17 protein-coding genes are annotated in these 15828 nt (G+C 72.2%); 9 read left to right on the top strand and 8 right to left on the bottom strand.

Annotated elements, in window-relative coordinates; genetic code table 11:
* Positions 1–36 precede the first annotated feature (36 nt).
* From ACZBH1_RS11445 to ACZBH1_RS11430, 4 genes are all read left to right on the top strand, one after another.
* Positions 37–648 (top strand): TetR/AcrR family transcriptional regulator, encoded by a 612-nt coding sequence (locus ACZBH1_RS11445; protein ID WP_378884436.1) that lies wholly within the window; start codon positions 37–39, stop codon positions 646–648.
* 51 nt (positions 649–699) lie between these two features.
* A complete protein-coding gene (locus ACZBH1_RS11440) occupies positions 700–1641 on the top strand; it encodes a helix-turn-helix transcriptional regulator (protein ID WP_378884439.1) in 942 nt (313 codons plus the stop codon).
* Between the two features lie 114 nt (positions 1642–1755).
* Complete coding sequence (locus tag ACZBH1_RS11435) at positions 1756–2079, top strand: DUF7882 family protein (RefSeq protein WP_336394953.1); 324 nt, start codon at positions 1756–1758, stop codon at positions 2077–2079.
* A 65-nt stretch (positions 2080–2144) separates the two neighbouring features.
* Positions 2145–2480, top strand: a complete 336-nt coding sequence (locus tag ACZBH1_RS11430) for a cupin domain-containing protein (RefSeq protein WP_463646435.1) — start codon at positions 2145–2147, stop codon at positions 2478–2480.
* Between the two features lie 14 nt (positions 2481–2494).
* Here the strand turns inward: ACZBH1_RS11430 and ACZBH1_RS11425 are convergent, their stop codons facing one another.
* From ACZBH1_RS11425 to ACZBH1_RS11410, 4 genes are all read right to left on the bottom strand, one after another.
* On the bottom strand, positions 2495–3007 hold the full coding sequence (locus ACZBH1_RS11425; RefSeq protein WP_463646434.1) for a GNAT family N-acetyltransferase: 513 nt from the start codon (positions 3005–3007) through the stop codon (positions 2495–2497).
* 35 nt (positions 3008–3042) lie between these two features.
* On the bottom strand, positions 3043–4131 hold the full coding sequence (locus ACZBH1_RS11420) for a DNA glycosylase AlkZ-like family protein (RefSeq protein WP_463646433.1): 1089 nt from the start codon (positions 4129–4131) through the stop codon (positions 3043–3045).
* Positions 4128–5390: a glycosyltransferase gene (locus ACZBH1_RS11415; protein WP_463646432.1), complete on the bottom strand. Its 1263-nt coding sequence runs from the start codon at positions 5388–5390 to the stop codon at positions 4128–4130. The genes ACZBH1_RS11420 and ACZBH1_RS11415 overlap by 4 nt, the downstream gene beginning before the upstream one ends.
* A gap of 104 nt (positions 5391–5494) precedes the next feature.
* Complete coding sequence (locus ACZBH1_RS11410; protein ID WP_463646431.1) at positions 5495–6868, bottom strand: FAD-binding oxidoreductase; 1374 nt, start codon at positions 6866–6868, stop codon at positions 5495–5497.
* Between the two features lie 152 nt (positions 6869–7020).
* Between ACZBH1_RS11410 and ACZBH1_RS11405 the strand changes: the two genes are divergently transcribed.
* The gene (locus tag ACZBH1_RS11405) at positions 7021–8148 is read left to right on the top strand and encodes a response regulator transcription factor (RefSeq protein WP_463646430.1); all 1128 of its coding nucleotides are present in this window, start codon (positions 7021–7023) and stop codon (positions 8146–8148) included.
* A 46-nt stretch (positions 8149–8194) separates the two neighbouring features.
* Entirely contained in the window at positions 8195–8767 is a 573-nt protein-coding gene (locus ACZBH1_RS11400; RefSeq protein WP_463646429.1) for a DUF2510 domain-containing protein, read from the top strand.
* A 7-nt stretch (positions 8768–8774) separates the two neighbouring features.
* Here ACZBH1_RS11400 and ACZBH1_RS11395 read toward each other — a convergent pair whose 3' ends face one another.
* The 4 genes from ACZBH1_RS11395 to ACZBH1_RS11380 form a co-directional block, all read right to left on the bottom strand.
* Entirely contained in the window at positions 8775–9482 is a 708-nt protein-coding gene (locus ACZBH1_RS11395) for an NUDIX hydrolase (RefSeq protein WP_452324565.1), read from the bottom strand.
* Between the two features lie 51 nt (positions 9483–9533).
* Complete coding sequence (locus tag ACZBH1_RS11390; protein ID WP_336394944.1) at positions 9534–10124, bottom strand: hypothetical protein; 591 nt, start codon at positions 10122–10124, stop codon at positions 9534–9536.
* Between the two features lie 21 nt (positions 10125–10145).
* The gene (locus ACZBH1_RS11385) at positions 10146–11291 is read right to left on the bottom strand and encodes a zinc-dependent alcohol dehydrogenase (protein WP_463646428.1); all 1146 of its coding nucleotides are present in this window, start codon (positions 11289–11291) and stop codon (positions 10146–10148) included.
* Between the two features lie 126 nt (positions 11292–11417).
* The gene (locus ACZBH1_RS11380) at positions 11418–12719 is read right to left on the bottom strand and encodes a M18 family aminopeptidase (protein WP_463646427.1); all 1302 of its coding nucleotides are present in this window, start codon (positions 12717–12719) and stop codon (positions 11418–11420) included.
* 248 nt (positions 12720–12967) lie between these two features.
* On the opposite strand from ACZBH1_RS11380, the gene ACZBH1_RS11375 reads away from it, so the two are divergent.
* The 3 genes from ACZBH1_RS11375 (at position 12968) to ACZBH1_RS11365 (ending at position 15783) form a co-directional block, all read left to right on the top strand.
* On the top strand, positions 12968–13966 hold the full coding sequence (locus tag ACZBH1_RS11375) for an aggregation-promoting factor C-terminal-like domain-containing protein (protein ID WP_463646426.1): 999 nt from the start codon (positions 12968–12970) through the stop codon (positions 13964–13966).
* Between the two features lie 96 nt (positions 13967–14062).
* Entirely contained in the window at positions 14063–14743 is a 681-nt protein-coding gene (locus ACZBH1_RS11370) for a response regulator transcription factor (RefSeq protein ID WP_463646425.1), read from the top strand.
* Positions 14740–15783 carry a sensor histidine kinase gene (locus ACZBH1_RS11365; protein ID WP_378884476.1) on the top strand — a complete coding sequence of 348 codons (1044 nt, stop codon included), beginning with the start codon at positions 14740–14742 and terminating at the stop codon, positions 15781–15783. The genes ACZBH1_RS11370 and ACZBH1_RS11365 overlap by 4 nt, the downstream gene beginning before the upstream one ends.
* Positions 15784–15828: the final 45 nt, after the last annotated feature.

Here is a 15828-nt window from a genome sequence, read left to right as displayed (position 1 = left end):
GCCCCGACGCCCCCGCCGACCCCCCGAGGACATGACATGACGCGCAGCCGGGACAGCCGGACGCTCATCCTCGACGCCGCCGAGCGCCTCTTCGCCGAGCGGGGGTTCGACGCCACCCCGACTGCGGCCGTCGCGGAGGCGGCAGGGGTGCCGAAGGGGCTCGTCTTCTACTACTTCCCCACCAAGAGCGATCTGCTGCGCACGCTGGTGGGTGAACGGCTCGACCTGGACTCCGTGGACACGTCGGCACTGGTCGAGAGCGGCGATCCGGCGCGCACGCTCCTGAACGTGACGCACCGCCTGCGCGAGCTTCAGGAGGAGTCGGCGGTGCGGCGCGTCATCGTGTGGCGCGAGCAGCGCACCCACCCGGAGGTGCGCGCGAGGCTGCGCGACTATCGTCGTCAGCTGCAGGCCGTCGTGGAGCGCGTCCTCCACGCCAGCGTCCTGCACCCGATCGCGGCCAGACGCGTGCGCGTCGCCGCCACCGCGTGGGTCGCGATCATCACCACGCCGGGGCTCCACGGTCCGGCCGGCGAGGACGTCGCTGCGCTCGACGAGGTCGAGGAACCGGCCGATCCGGCGGAGATCGCCGATCTTCCGGCGCTCGCGGACCTGATCACCGCGGGCCTCAGCGCGCCGGCGGGTTAGAGTGTCTCGATCGATCCGGCCGCCCGCTGCGGCCTTCGCAAGGGAGGGACGTTGGGGGAGCTTCTGACGCTGTCATCGCGCGACGTCGGAGTCGTGGAGGAGACGTGGCGTCAGTTCGTGCCATCCGCGGCGCTGCAGCGCGTCGACCCTCGTACGTTCGGGTTCTCGTGGTCTTCCTCGGCCATGCCCCACTTCTCGACGGTGAGGTATGAGCTGTCCGCATCGGTGCAGTCCGCCATCGATCCGGAGGGACAGCTCATGGCCTGCCGCGTCGCCTCGCGCGGCGGCTGGGTGGGAACACCGCGCGGCGAGCTGAACGCCGGGCTGCCGTGGGTGGCTCTGGACACTCCGACATCCGCCCGCTGGCAGCAGCGGGCGGACGTGCGGGCGTTCGTGTTCGACCGCGAGTGGGCGCAGCAGGAGGTGCGACGGCTCACCGGCGACGACCGCTTCTCGCTGCGCGCGCCTGGAGTCCGCCCCTCCCCCGTCAGCCGCGAGCTCGCCGCCCACTGGGAGCGCGTGTTCCTCCACGTTGCCGGCTCGCTGTTCACCTCCGGCGCCCGCGCCGACCTCGTCGAGGTGGAGTTGCGCAGGAACGCCCTTCACGCCACCCTTGCGGCGTTCTCGCCCGAGTTCGGGCTCGCGCTCCAGCGCTCGGTCCAGCGACGCGCCGCACCCCGCAGCGTGCAGCGCGCGATCTCGTACCTCGAGGAGCACGCTCACGAGGCGATCACCATCGATGATGTCGCCGAGGCGGCGGGGATCTCCACACGCGGGCTCCAGTACGCCTTCCGCCGAGCGCTCGACATGACGCCCACCGACTATCTGCGACGCCGCAGGCTCGAGGGGGCGCACGCCGAGATGGAGGCGGGGACGGCGGCGTCGGTCGGCGAGATCGCGCTCCGGTGGGGGTTCGCCAGTGCATCGCGTTTCGCCAAGCACTATCGCGACGCATACGGCCGCACGCCCCGACAGACGCTCCGCGGCCTCTGACGAGCGCCGTTCGTTTTCGGTGCATCGCTTTCGCGAGGCGGACAGCTCGAGGCCCGTCGCCCGGGCGCTGACGCAGAGTCTTCCTACGGGCCGGAGCCCGTGCAGGGAGACAGCGTGGGAAAGTTCATCTACGAAAGCAGCATCCGGGCGGATTTCGACGACCGAGTCCTCTCGCACCTCCAGGTCGCGATAGGGACGAAGCTGCGACGCAACGAGCCGTTCTTCTTCACCTGGCAGGGCGAACTGAGCACCGGCGGCGGCCGCACCACCGTCTGGGTGCACTCGGGGGCCAGCCTCGTGTTCAACTACTACGGCGGTCGCCCGGCGAGCATCAACCGCTCGTGGCTCGAGACGCTGATGCGCACGGCGAACTCGCCGAGCGGTCTCTTCGTCGTTTCCGAGCCGCCGGACGAGGGCGGAGCAGAGCCGATCGCGTGACCGGGTGCTGAGCGGGAGGTCCCTTCGGTAGACTCCGGCCAGCGCAGGCGATGGAGGCGAAGCACATGGACGGCACCGATCTGGCCGATGTGATCGAGGAGCTGGCGGCGAAGGCTCAGGGGGCCTCGAGCGGCCGGGCGGCGCGCACGATCCGCGGCGGCCACGAGAACGCGCTGCGTGAGACGGTCATCGCGCTGCGGGCCGGCCACGAGCTCGCCGAGCACGAAGCTCCCCATGAGGCGACCCTGCAGGTGCTCCGCGGACGGGTGCGCCTCGTCGCCGGCGCGGAGGCGTGGGAAGGCGGCACAGGAGACCACCTCACGGTGCCGGCAGCCCGGCACAGCCTCCAGGCTCTCGAGGACTCGGTGGTGCTGCTGACCGTGTCGAATCGCATCCCCTGACGCGGCGCGGCCCGCTACGCCGTGCAAGCAGCGCCCGCGAGGCCGACGAGCGCCTCGCCGGTGAGGCGCTGAGTGGTCCATTCGCTCATGGGCTCGGCGCCGATCGCGCGGTAGAAGCCGATGGCAGGCTCGTTCCAGTCGAGCACCGTCCACTCCAGGCGTGAGTAGCCGCGCTCGACGCAGACGCCCGCCAGTGATGCCAGCAGCGCTCTGCCGTAGCCGGAGGCACGGTGGGCCTCGTGCACGTAGAGGTCCTCGAGCCACACGCCGTGGCGACCGGTCCACGTGGAGTAGGTGATGAACCACAGGGCGATGGCGACGATGTCGCCGTCCTTCTCGACCACGTGCGCGAAGGCCTTGGGGTCCGCGCCGAACAGCGTCTTCTCGAGCGCCTCGACCGTGTTCTCGACGGCGTCCGGCTCGCGCTCGTACACGGCGAGCGCCTGGATGCACGCGAGGATGCCGGGCTCGTCGCCCGGCCGGGCCTCTCGCAGGACGGCTGCGGTGCCGAGGGTTCGCGGATTCACGTCATCGAGCGTACTCACCGACGTCGGCGTCTCAGTCACGCGAGTCCCGTCACGGAGACGCCGAGCCACTCGGCGAGGTCGTCGATCTCGGCGCGCACCATCTCGGTCTCCTCGGGGTCGAGCGGAAGGAGCTCGTGCACCGCGTCGACGCGGAGGACGCCGCGTGCCCGATCGACCTCGGCATCGAGCATGCCGACGAACCGGTCGCCGAGCAGGATGGGATGGGCGAAGTAGCCGTACCGGCGCTCCCCCTTGGGCTTGAACTGCTCGAGCACATAGGTGAACACGAAGACGTCCTCGAGCCGCTTCCGGTCGAACAGCAGGCTGTCGTACGGATTGAGGAAGGCGGCGCGTCCTCCGGCGTCCTCCTCGTCGAGCGCCGCGAGCGCCTCCGGGTCCACGCGGTACCCGGTCGTGCTCCCCTCGACGAGCGCAGGCTCCCCGGTGTCTTTCGTCACACCGCTCCAGTACCAGTGGGGCTTCGTCAAGCCCGCCGACTGCAGGCGCCGCTCGGCGAGCAGCCGCGCGGCCTCCTCCTCGCCGTACTCCGGAAGTCCGCGCGGATAGACGCGCTCGGCGAGATCCCAGCGACGATGCCGACCCTCGCGGCGGACCACCGCGACCTCGCCCTGACGCAGCAGGAAGTCGAGCATGTGCGGCACCTGATTGGACCCCGACCAGCCGTCGGGCGGGCGACTGACCTGCGCGGTGTCGGGGATGTCGCCGGCGAGCAGGGGCCCGTCGGCCCGCAGACGCGCGAGCACGTCGGCCCGGAAACCGGCGTTCGCCTCGAGCCATTGCCTGCTGCTCTCGCGCTGAGGCCACCGGCGCATCGCCGGGAGCATGAGCGGCAGCAGGCTCATCGGGCGGAAGGCGCCGTCGAACTCGAAGAGGAGGCGGTCGTCCTCGACGGCCTTGCGCAGCTGGCCGGGCTCGTACGACCACCCGATGCGGGACCACAGCACCGTGTGCTCGCACGGCGCGATCGTCCCGGTCGGGTCGATCTTGATGTAGCCGAGCTGCTCGGCCACTTCGACGACGTCGCCCGGCCGATCGGCGTCGAGGAGCTGGGCGCGCACGACGAGGCGCCGTGCCTGGTCGCGGGTCAGCCGGTGCGGGGTCACGACGACTCCGCACGCACGACCCGCCTGGGACGTCCCGAGTCGATGAGCCGATCGATGATGCGGGCGGATGCCGCAGCCCCGTCTTCGTCCGCGTACGCGTCGCGTACGCGCTCGGCCGCCGCGCGCATGCCAGGGTCCGCCAGCACGCGGCGCACGGCGTCGGCGAGCGCCGGCGTTCCCGCCTGCTTCGGGGCGAGCGCGAGGGCGTTGCCCTGATTCACGCACTGGTCGACGTTCCACACCTGCTCCGGCTGGAGGCCCATGCCCACGAAGGGGATGCCGGCGGCGCAGGCCGTCTGCACCGTCCCCTGTCCGCCGTGGAGCACCGCCGCGTCGACGAGGCCGCCCAGGCGATGCGCGGGCAGCAGATCCGTCACGTGCACGTTGCCCGGAAGGCTGTCGCCGTCGCGGAGGTAATGGCGCACGGGCGCGATGACGTTGACCGGAAGCGCGCCGAGCTGACGGGCCGCGGCGAGCGTCAGCTCGCGGCTGGCCGAGGAGCCGAGCCCGAGGTAGACGAGGGGCTCGTCGCGCGCGGCCAGCTCTTCGACGATCGGCGGCAACGGCGCGTCGAGGTGCGCGAAGATCGGACCGACGCGCTCATAGCCCGCCGGCAGCACGTAGCCGTCGAGCTCCCACGGCATCACGGTGAGAAGGTTGCGGTCGGCCTCCAGCAACGACACGACGGTCCGCAGCGGCCGCACGCCGTTGCGCTTCGCCACGTGCGCGAAGGCGCGCGGTGCCAGCGGAGCGTGGTTGTACGCCCACCTCAGCGCGCCGGTCGCCGCACGGTCGAGGAGAAGCGCGGACCGGGAGCCGCCTCGCACCAGGCCGAGACGTCGGGTCTGCTCGACGTGCGGCCGCGTGAGCGCGAAGGGGACGGGATACACGAGCGGCACCCCCTCGGCCCGCGCCGAGATCATCGACGTCGGATTGGTGCCGTTCACCACGACCGCGGCATCCGTCGTCCGGATGAGCGTGCGTTCGACGGCCACGCGCGCCGAGACCAGCGACCGGGTGTACGGGCTGCGGAGCGACCGGCCCTGGTCGTACCTCAGCGCCTGATCGCGCTCGGCGGGTGTGAACCCGGGCTCGCACGCACGGTGATCGAAGCCGGCCTCGGTGATCAGGTGGGCGAAGTCCGTCTCGTAGCCCATGAAGACGGCGTCGTGCCGGGAGTCGAGGGCGCGAGCGACCTCGATGGCGCGCGTGACCTCCGCGAGGTTGAAGGTGATGGGGCAGAAGAGGACCGTCGCCATACCGCCACCCTTGCGCATGGACGCGGTGGGGCGGAAGCGGTCGAGCCTGGTCGCCTCGCCGGCGTGGGGCCGGCGGGGCGACCAGTTCGACCGCGCCGCCCGCGTCAGACGGCGTGCGCGGCGGCGAACGTGCCGTTCGGGTCGAAGCGGCTCTTCAGCTCCTTCAGCCGGATGCCTGCGGTGCCGAAGCCCGGCGCGCGATCGACGCCGCCGCCGTCGACGAACGTGAGGGCGAGGGCGTCGGTGCGCCACGGCGCGAGGGCGGCGATGCCGGCGCGCACCGCGGCATCCGCTCCGGGCATCGCCTCGGGCACCGGCACCATCGCGACCGTGTGCATCAGGTAGGCGCCCGCGACCGATCCGACCGCTCCCGCGTGTTCGGGTCGGCGGGCGATCGCGCCGCCGAGGTGCCGCAGTTCGCCGAAGAAGAGCCCCGGCACGGACGCCGTCGCGAGGAACGCCTCCACGGCCTCCGCCGGCAGCTCGGCGAGCACCGAGTGCGCCGTGGCAGACGGGGTGGGCCCCGGCGGGTCCATGTGCACCGCGACAAGGCTCGCGGCCGGGATGCGGCCGAACGTGTCCATCTCCGGGGCGAGGGCGCGCAGCGGCTCGAGCAGCGCCGCGGCCGCGGCATCCGTCTCGAGGATCGCCCCGTCGATGACGACCACCGACCGGCCGGACAGGAACGGCGGCAGCTCGGGCAGCGGCGGGAAATTCATGATCCGCAGCGTCGTGGTGGCCGACTCGGGCGCGGAAGCCGTCCACTCCGCCCACGCGTGCGAGACCTCCGCGGCGCGTGAGGCGTCCCACAGGAGCATGCCGGCGAAGACGTCGGCGTAGGGCAGCAGGTCGAGCTCGAGCGAGACGACCACGCCGAACGCCCCCGATCCGCCGCGCACGGCCCAGAACAGTTCCGCGTTCTCGTCGGCGCTCGCGCGCACCAGACTGCCGTCGGCGGTCACCAGCTGCACCGCCCGCACGCTGTTCACGGCGAGGCCCTGGGTGCGCCCGTAGAACGACAGGCCGCCGCTCAGCGAGTACCCCGCCACCGAGACGTCCCCGGCGCTGCCGTGCAGCGCGGTCAGCCCGAGGGGCGCGGTCGCCGCGAGCACGTCATTCCACACCGACCCTCCCAGCACCCGGGCGGTGCGGGTCTCCGGGTCGACGGTGACGCCGCGCAGGCCCGCGAGCGAGACGAGCACCGTCTCGGACAGATCCGTGTCGGCGAGCGCGCCGGCCGCGTGACCGGTCGACTGCGGTGCGACGCGCAGACCGGATGCCACCGCCGCGCGCACCACGCCCACGACGTCCTCGGCGCTCTCGGGGCGCGCGACCGCGAAGGGCCGCTGATCGACGGCGACGTTCCACGGCAGGCGGGCCTCGTCGTAGCCGTCGTCGCCCGGAAGGATCACGCGCGCACCGAGCGCCTCGCGCAGCCGGTCGCCGCGGACGTCGGTGGTGATGTCGGAAAAGGTCATGAGTGCTCCAAAGGTCGCTTCGATGCCTCGGGTGAAGGCACCGCCAACTGTCCTCGCCCGGTCGGGCGGAGGCCATCCCAGCTGACGAGGGACTTCCGCTCCCCCAGATACCTGGGATGGTGCGATCGCGCCGGCAGGAGCACACTTCATGCATGGCATCGGCTCTGGCGGTCGGACGTGCGCGCAGTGACATCGACGTGATCTCGCGCGCCGGGCTGCCGCTGCACAGCTTCATGGACGAGGCCGTCGCCGCACTGGAGAACGTGGTGCCATTCGTGGCCGCCTGCGTGTCGACGCTGGACCCGGCGACCACGATGGTCTCGAGCGCCCGCAAGATGGGTGAGCTCGACGGCCGCAACGAGCAGGATGTCGCCTGGTCGCAGATCGAGTACGGCAGCGACGATCCGACCTCGATCACCGAACTGGTGAAATCGGGCCGGCTCGTCGTGGGCCTGCACCACGCGACGCGCGGCGTGCTCGACCGCTCGGTGCGCATGTCCGACCTCCTCCTGCCCTACTTCGGATTCCAGGACGAGGCGCGGGTCGTCTTCGTCGACCGCACGGGCGCGTGGGGGCACATCTCGCTGTTCCGCGGCGACGACGACACGGCGTTCGACGAGGACGAGCTCGGATTCCTGGCGGCGGTCGCGCCGGCCTTCACCCGCGGCATCCGCACCGGGCTGCTCGCTCAGCTGACGAGGACTGAGGCGGCGCCGCAGGCGGGGCCCGCCGTCATCGTGGTCGACGCCCACGACCGGATCGTCCAGTCCACGCCGGGCGCGCAGCTGCACCTGGCGCGCATGTCGGCGGTGCCCGGCATGGGCGACCCGCTGACGTCGGTGCAGGCGCTCGTGAGCGGCGCGCGGCGATTCGCGCGCGGCGAGGCGGAGCGGATGCCGCGCATCCGCGTTCGCACCAGCGACGGCGTGTGGCTGGTGCTGCATGCCGCGCCGCTCGGCGGAACCGCCGATCGGGCGGGCGACGTCGTCGTCACCATCGAGGAGGCCCGACCCCAGGAGGTTATCGACCTCGTCGCGGCGGCGTTCGAGTTGACCGCGCGGGAGCGGGAGGTCGTCGCGATCGTGCTTCGTGGCGCCGACACCCGGGAGATCGCAGCCGAGATGCACCTCTCGCCCTACACCGTGCAGGACCACCTGAAGTCGATCTTCGAGAAGGCCGGCGTCGCGAGCCGCCGGGAGCTCGTCGCCCGCGTCTACTTCGACCAGTACGCGCCGCGCATGGGCGGCGACATCGGCGCGAGCGGCTGGTACACGGCCTGAGACCGGCGGGCGAGCGCGGCGGTCGGTCTCGAACTACCCTCGGATCATGGCGACGCAGCCCGAACCCGGGTGGTACGACGACGGCACCGGCAAGCAGCGCTGGTGGGACGGCACCCGCTGGACCGAGCAGTACATCGATCTCCGCGAGCCCGACACGCAGCTGCGGACGGATGCCGGACCCGCCTCGGGGCCGGCGCAGGCCGGCTGGTACGACGACCAGCGCGGTCGCAACAGGTGGTGGGACGGGCGCCGCTGGACCGCATCCGTGCGCTACAGCGGCCAGGAGCAGGACTTCGGCGGGCTCGTGATCGACGGCCGCTGGGTGCACTTCGGCGAGCTGAGCGTTCCGGTGAGGGACGTGGTGGCCGCCGTGGAACCCGGTGACGTCCTGCTGAAGCGCCCCGCCTTCACGAAGGCCGCCGTCGAACGCCGCATGTTCGGCCACGCCGGGCTGATCACGCCGCGCACGATCAACCGCGCGATCCATCGTGCCGCCCTCTACCTCGTCGTGACCGGGCCGCAGGTGTGGGCTGTGCCGGTGGCGGCCGGGCGTGAAGACGACGCCCGCCGCTTCGCCTCATGGGTCAACACCAGCGCGGAGCACTACCGCTATCGCTGAGCCGGGGTCAGTCGCCGGGGAGGGTGAGGTCGAGTTCCCGCTCACGGTCCCACGGTTCCGCCCACCCCAGGCGGTCGAACAGTCCGTCCAGCAGCATCCCGGTGAATCCCCACACCAGGTGGGTGCCCGAGGGCTTGCTCACCAGGAAGCCCGGTCCCCGCCATTCCTGCCCGTCGCGCCGGATGACGGTGACGCCGCGGTTCGCGGGATCGAGCAGATCGGCGACCGGCGCACGGAAGACATCGGCGGACTCGGCCTCATCGACCACGCGGACGGGCGACGGATGCCGCCACCAGCCGAGCACCGGCGTGACGAGGTGCTGCGAGAAGGCGAGCGGGACGTCGGTGAGCTCGCCGAGGACGTCGACGCCGGCGGGGTCGAGTCCGGTCTCCTCGCGGGCCTCGCGGAGGGCTGCCGCGATCGGACCGTCGTCGCCCGGGTCGATGCGCCCGCCGGGGAAGGCGACCTGCCCCGGGTGCGCGCGCAGCGTGAGGGCACGCGCGAGGAGCAGCACGTCGAGGTCGCGCGACACCGCGCGCGCCTCGGCGTCGTGGCGGCTGGGGAAGGAATCGAGGACGCCGAACAGCATCAGCACGGCGGCGGGCCTGGCGTTGGGCTGCGGTGGCAGCTCGATCAGTGGGCTGCGGTCGCCCGTGGGGTCGGCGAGGGCCGCGAGCTGCGCCCGCGCGCTCAGCGTTGTCGGTTCGGCGCGCACTCGTTCAGCGTACGCCGCACCGCCGACGGTCCGGGCGGCCGCCCGGAGGCGTCAGTCCTCCGCGTGACGGCGGCGCCGGGCGGGGACCGTCGCGGCTCGTCCCAGCGTGAACGCGAGGGCGCCGGCCAGCAGCCAGGGCCCGAGGACGATGATCGGATCGAGCCACGCGTGCGTGAGGTCGGCCCTGCCGCGACCGAACCGGGAGGAGAACGGCCGGTGCCCCCGCTCGCCGAGGATGCCCGACTGCGTGAGGGGATCGTCGGGTCGGCGCGAGAACAGCGACCGCGCGTGCGCGGTGACCGAGTCGATGCGGTCTCCGGCGAGGAGCAGCAGCCAGTGCGCCGTCTGACCCTCGCTGTAGCGGTCGTACGCGAACCGGCGGACGCGGCCGGCGAGCCCGTGCAGCGGCTGCGCCGTTCCGAACACCGGCGTCAGGCGCTCGTGCTCGACGGACTTCTCCCTGGTTCCCCGCCGGGGCTGGTCCTCGGGCAGATCCCAGTGCGCCCCCGTCTCGATGCCGGGCTGCTCGCGGGGGAACGCCGGCCGGTCGGACGGGTCGAGGTCCGCACCCCATCCGGGGATGCGGGCGCGCAACTCCTCCGCGGCGGGAGTGCTGCCGGGCTTGTCGGATGTGTACGGCATGTGGTTCTCCTTCGCGCGTCGTCAAGCCGCCGGGACGATGACCGGCTTGATGATGTCGTCGAGCTTCGACGAGAAGAGGTGGTACCCCTCGGCGATCTCGTCGAGCGGGATGCGGTGGGTGATGAGCTCGCTCGGGCGGAGGTAGCCGGCGCGGATGTGCTCGAACAACCGCGGCCACTGGCGCTTCACCGGCGCCTGGTTCATCCGCAGCGTCAGGCCCTTGTTCATCGCATCGCCGAACCTCACCGCGCTGAACATCGGCCCGTAGGCGCCCATGACCGAGACGGTGCCCCCCTTGCGCACAGAGTCGATGGCCCAGTTGAGCGCGACGGGCGAGCCGCCCTGCAGCTTCAGCTTCGCCGAGGTGACGTGCTGGATCACGTGGCCGTCGGCCTCGGCGCCGACGGCGTCGATGGCGACATCCGCCCCCAGCCCGTCCGTGAGCTTCTTCAGCTCGCGCACGATGTCGCCGACCTGCGTGAACGACACCGTCTCTGTGAAGGCGAAGTCCCTCGCCTTCTGCAGGCGGTAGTCCAGGTGGTCCACCACGATCACCCGGCCGGCGCCCATGAGCCAGCACGACCGCGCCGCAGCGAGACCGACGGGCCCCGCGCCGAACACGACCGCGGTGTCACCCGCCTCGATGTCGGCGAGCTGGGCGCCGAAGTATCCCGTCGAGAAGGCGTCGGTGAGCAGCAGCGCGTCCTCGTCGGCGATGTCCTCCGGGATGACGGTCGGCCCCACGTCGGCGAACGGCACCCGCACCAGCTCGGCCTGACCCCCGTCGTAGCCGCCCGTCGAGTGGGAGTACCCGTAGATGCCCCCGATAGCGGTCGCGTTCGGGTTGACGTTGTGGCAGTTCGAGAAGAGCCCCCGCGCGCAGAAGAAGCACGAGCCGCAGTAGATGTTGAAGGGCACCATGACGCGGTCTCCGACGCTCAGGCTCTGCACCGAGCCGCCGACCTGCTCGACCCGGCCGATGAACTCGTGCCCGAACGTGTGGCCGATGCGGGTGTCGGGCATCATCCCGTGGTACAGGTGCAGATCGGAGCCGCAGATCGCGGCGAGCTCGACCCGCACGATCGCGTCGTTGGGGTGCTCGAGCGTCGGCTCGGGCTTGTTCTGGACCCGCAGCTTGTACGGTCCGCGGTATGCCATCGCCTTCATCGCGCCTCCCGGTGTCTCACGACACCCTGCGCGACGACGGCGGGACGCATCGAGGGGGTTGCGTCGGCGCGTGCGTGCTGTATCGTGCGCCCGCGCCCGGCCGTCGATCCGCGCCCGGCCGCCGTCTCAGCCGCGGAAGTACGCCTCCGCGACGCGGGCGAGGTCCCACAGGTCGCTCACGCCCGCGAGCTCCCGCGCGGAGTGCATGGAGAGGATCGGGATGCCGACATCCACGGTCCGGATCCCGAGCCGCGTCGCGGTGATCGGCCCGATCGTCGAGCCGCAGGGCACCGAGTTGTTCGATACGAACTCCTGGCTGGTGACCCCGGCCTCGGCGCACCAGCCGTTCCACGCGGCCGCGCCGGCGGCGTCCGTCGCGTACCGCTGGTTGGCGTTGATCTTCAGGATCGGGCCGGATCCGAGCAGGGGCTGCACGACGGGATCGTGCTTCTCGGCGTAGTTGGGGTGGACGGAGTGGCCGACATCGCTCGAGACGCACCACGAGCCGGCGAGCGCACGCAGCTGCTGCTCGCGATCCGCGCCGAGCGACAGCCGGATCCGCTCGAGGACATCCGCCAGGAACGGCCCCGCGGCACCCGAGCGGGTGCCGGATCCGACCTCCTCGTGGTCGAAGACGGCGAGCATCGGGATGTGGTCGGCGGCCAGGTCGCCGGCGGTACGCTCGAGCGCCACCACGCCGGCGTGGACCGACGCGAGATCGTCCAGGCGGCCCGACGCGAAGAAGACGTCGTCGCGACCGAACGTCGCACCGCGCGCGGCATCCGCCGTCACGACGTCGTAGCCGCGGATCCGCGTCGCGTCCACGCCCGCGTCCCGAGCGAGCTCCGCCAGCAGGTCGGCCGACTCGACGGGCCCGAGCCCCCACACCGGCTGGGTCTGCGACTGCTTGTCGAGCGCGAGGTGGTCGTTCGCCTCCCGGTCGAGGTGGATCGCCAGCTGAGGCAGGCGCAGCAGCGGTCCGGTCGCCGCGAGGACGCTCGACCCGTCGTCCAGCACGAGCCTTCCCGCCAGACGCAGCTCTCGATCGAGCCAGGAGTTCAGCAGCGGCCCGCCGTAGACCTCGACACCGGCCTGGAGCCAGCCGAGCCGTCCCGTCGTGGGCTTCGGCTTGAGCTTGAAGCCCGGAGAGTCGCTGTGGGCACCGAAGATGCGCACCGGGGTGTCCGTCGTCGCGGTCGACGGCGCGACCCAGGCGATCACGGCGCCGTCGCGCACGACGAGGAACCTGCCGCCGCTCTGCGCGGGCCACGGGGCATGCTCATCGAGCCGGCTGAATCCAGCGGTCTCGAGCCGGCGGGCGACCTCGCCGGCCGCGTGGAAGCTCGACGGGGACGAGGCGACGAAGTCGGCCAGGTCGTCGGCGTGGCGCAGGGCGTCGGTGGCTGCGGGAGCGGTGGATGACGACACGAGCAGGGCCTCCTCGGGCGACGGCGGGGGACGTTCCGATCGTAGTTGCGCGGGGGGTCGGGACCTCGCCGCCGCGGAATCCGCGCGATTGATCTGGCCTTTTCGGACCTAGCGCTCACATGTAACGTTCAGGTAACGCACCGGAACCGTCCAGAAACTGCGGCGAGACTCGGGGACTTGTGCCCGCCCGAACGGTCACGACGCGCTCTTCGCGGCGCGAATCTGCTGATACGGAACCCGGTCTTCATATGCGCTCCCACTCGTCTTCGCCCGCCCGCCGCACGCTACGCCGCGCGGAACGACGCACCCGCCGTCGCCCCGTCCTCGTCGTTGCGACACTGGCGGTCGGGGCGCTGGCGACGGCCGGGTTCACCACGGCGGCGCCCGCCGCCGAGGCGCAGGCGTCCGGTTCGCTGGGCGGATTCGCGCTCGTGTCCTACAGCACCGCCTCCTTCGGCACCGCTCCCGAGACGGTGACGGCGTCCGCCGTCGAGAAGGCGGTGACGGATGCCTCGACCGCCGTGTCGGCGGCGGCGACCGTCGCTTCCGACATCGCCGCGTCGGGGCTGGACGTCGGCACGACCGACACGACGGTGGACACCAGCGAGCTCGAGACCGCGCTCGAGCAGCTCGAGCGTGCGCAGGCGCTTCCGGCGATGTACTCCGCGGAGTTCGCCGACGACGTGACCACGCTCACCGCGTCGGTGAACGAGGAGACCCAGGGCCTGCGAGGGAAGCTCGATGCCGCGCTGGCGCTCAAGGCGCAGCGCGAGGCCGAGGAGAAGGCCCGCAAGGAGGCCGAGGAGAAGGCGCGCCAGGAGGCGGAGGCCGCCGCAGCCGCCGAAGCAGCAGCCGCGGCGAAGCAGTCCTCGAACTCGGGATCGGGCTCGTCCTCGGCGCCCAACCCGGTGTACGCCACCGGCGGCGCTGTCGGCGGCACCAGCCCGGCCGACGCGCAGGCCACGGCGCGCGCCATGATCGGCAACTACGGCTGGGGCGACGACCAGTTCGCGTGCCTCGTGTCGCTGTGGCAGAAGGAGTCGGGCTGGAACTACCAGGCCTACAACCGCTCGAGCGGTGCGTACGGCATCCCGCAGGCCCTCCCCGGCAGCAAGATGGGCACCGCGGGCGCCGACTGGCAGACCAACCCGGCCACGCAGATCTCGTGGGGACTGGGGTACATCTCCGGCCGCTACGGCAGCCCCTGCGGGGCGTGGGGTCACTCGCAGTCGGTCGGCTGGTACTGATCTCCGCCGCATCCGCCACCGGCGGCACAGCGAAGTCATAGCGGATCGATAGGCAGGCGACCCCGCCCGTCGAGCCGCGCGACCGAGACTGAAGGCGTGAGTCTTCCGTCCCCCGCGCGCGCGACGGCACCCCGGCTGCTCTACGTCGAGGACGAGAGCGACATCGCCCGGATCGTCGTCGAGGTGCTCGGCGACGAGTACGACGTCGATCGCGCGGCGACCGGCGAGGAGGCGCTCGCCCTCGCGCTGGCACGCCGGTACGACGTCATGGTCATCGACCGGCGCCTGCCCGGCATGTCCGGCGTCGACCTCGTCCACGCCATCCGGACCGCGCGCATCGCGACGCCCGCACTCATGCTCACCGCGCTCGGCGCGCTGGAGGACCGCGTGAGCGGACTGGATGCGGGCGCCGACGACTACCTGCTGAAGCCGTTCGACTTCGCGGAGCTCCGCGCGCGGTTGCGCGCTCTGCGACGCGGCCGTGGCGCGGGCGACCGCCGCGAACTCGGCGACTGGGTCTTCACGCCGGCGTCGCAGGCCCTGTACTCCCCCACCGAAGGGCGCATCGCCCTCACCCACGCCGAGTCCGAGCTGCTTGCGCTCCTCACCTCGAGCCCTGAGCACGTGTTCTCCCGCGACGAGATCCTCGCTGACGTCTTCCCCGGCGGCTCAGCGGCGACGGTGGACACGTATGTGCACTACATCCGCCGCAAGTCGACGCCCGAGATCATCGAGACGGTGCGGGCCCGCGGGTACCGCAGCGGGACACCGCAATGAGCACGCGTACGGATGCCGCCACCACCGCCGACCGTCGCCGCGTGCAGCAGGCGGCGCTGCGGGCCGGGCTGTGGGTCGCGATCGCTTCGGCGGCCGTGGTGGCCGCCATCACCGCGGTCACCGTGGCCGTGCTGTTCGCCACGTCGCGACCGGAGCACGGGCCGCTGCGAGACGGCCCGCCCGGCGGCGGCTGGGACGGGCCGGGCGATCGTGTCATCGATCTCGACGCCGTCGTCCCGGCGGCGATCCTGGTCGGGCTGGTGGGCGTGATCGCACTCGGGTTCATCGCCTGGTGGGCGTCCAGGCGCGCGGCCCAGCCGCTGGCGGACGCCCTCGAGGTCCAGCGCGCGTTCGTCGCGGACGCCAGCCACGAGCTGCGCACGCCGCTCACCACGCTGGACAGCCGCATCCAGCTCGCCCAGCACCGTTCGGAACGCGGTGGCGACGTCCAGGCGGTGCTGGCGGATCTCCGCCGCGATGCGGCGGTGATGGACGCGGTGCTCACCGAGCTGCTGTTGTCGGCCGAGACGGCGGGCGCCGTCAGCGGTGACGGGAGCGCCACGGCGGATGTCGCGGCGTCAGCGGAGGCTGCGATCGCGGTCATCGCACCGAGGGCCGCCGAACGCGGCGTCCGCCTGGGGGTGAGCGCGTCCCCCGGCCTCGACGCCGGTGCGGATGCGACCGCGCTCACCCGTGCCCTCATCGCTCTGCTGGACAACGCCGTCCGCTACTCGCCGGCCGGGTCGACCATCCGCGTCGAGGGGCGGAGAGCCGGCCGCCGTGTCGAGGTGCGGGTCGCCGACGAGGGCAGTGGCATCGCGGCCGCCGACCCGGAGCGCCTCTTCGATCGCTTCGCGCGCGCCGGGGACGACCCCGGCGCCGGTAGCCGCAGGGGCTTCGGTCTGGGCCTCGCGCTCGTCCGTGACATCGCGACGCGCTTCGGCGGGACGGTGACCATCGAGACCACCTCGTCCGCGGGCACCACGTTCCTCATCGACCTGCCCGCCTCGGGCCGGCGCGCGGAGACCCGTCGACGCTGAGCGTTGCCCCTCGCGACCTTATGAGAATGCCCAGATCGGCTGACT

The organism is Microbacterium sp. ZXT2-5, assembly GCF_055329545.1.
The sequence above is the reverse complement of the archived record's forward strand: the minus strand, read 5'-3'. Positions and strand labels throughout refer to the sequence as shown.

What these genes read in the sequence shown, in the direction of transcription:
- ACZBH1_RS11405 (WP_463646430.1), top strand. Translation starts at nt 7,021, where the DNA reads ATGGCATCGGCTCTGGCGGTCGGACGTGCGCGCAGTGACATCGACGTG.
- ACZBH1_RS11410 (WP_463646431.1), bottom strand. Translation starts at nt 6,868, where the DNA reads ATGACCTTTTCCGACATCACCACCGACGTCCGCGGCGACCGGCTGCGC.
- ACZBH1_RS11365 (WP_378884476.1), top strand. Translation starts at nt 14,740, where the DNA reads ATGAGCACGCGTACGGATGCCGCCACCACCGCCGACCGTCGCCGCGTG.
- ACZBH1_RS11415 (WP_463646432.1), bottom strand. Translation starts at nt 5,390, where the DNA reads ATGGCGACGGTCCTCTTCTGCCCCATCACCTTCAACCTCGCGGAGGTC.
- ACZBH1_RS11375 (WP_463646426.1), top strand. Translation starts at nt 12,968, where the DNA reads ATGCGCTCCCACTCGTCTTCGCCCGCCCGCCGCACGCTACGCCGCGCG.
- ACZBH1_RS11385 (WP_463646428.1), bottom strand. Translation starts at nt 11,291, where the DNA reads ATGAAGGCGATGGCATACCGCGGACCGTACAAGCTGCGGGTCCAGAAC.
- ACZBH1_RS11390 (WP_336394944.1), bottom strand. Translation starts at nt 10,124, where the DNA reads ATGCCGTACACATCCGACAAGCCCGGCAGCACTCCCGCCGCGGAGGAG.
- ACZBH1_RS11445 (WP_378884436.1), top strand. Translation starts at nt 37, where the DNA reads ATGACGCGCAGCCGGGACAGCCGGACGCTCATCCTCGACGCCGCCGAG.
- ACZBH1_RS11400 (WP_463646429.1), top strand. Translation starts at nt 8,195, where the DNA reads ATGGCGACGCAGCCCGAACCCGGGTGGTACGACGACGGCACCGGCAAG.
- ACZBH1_RS11430 (WP_463646435.1), top strand. Translation starts at nt 2,145, where the DNA reads ATGGACGGCACCGATCTGGCCGATGTGATCGAGGAGCTGGCGGCGAAG.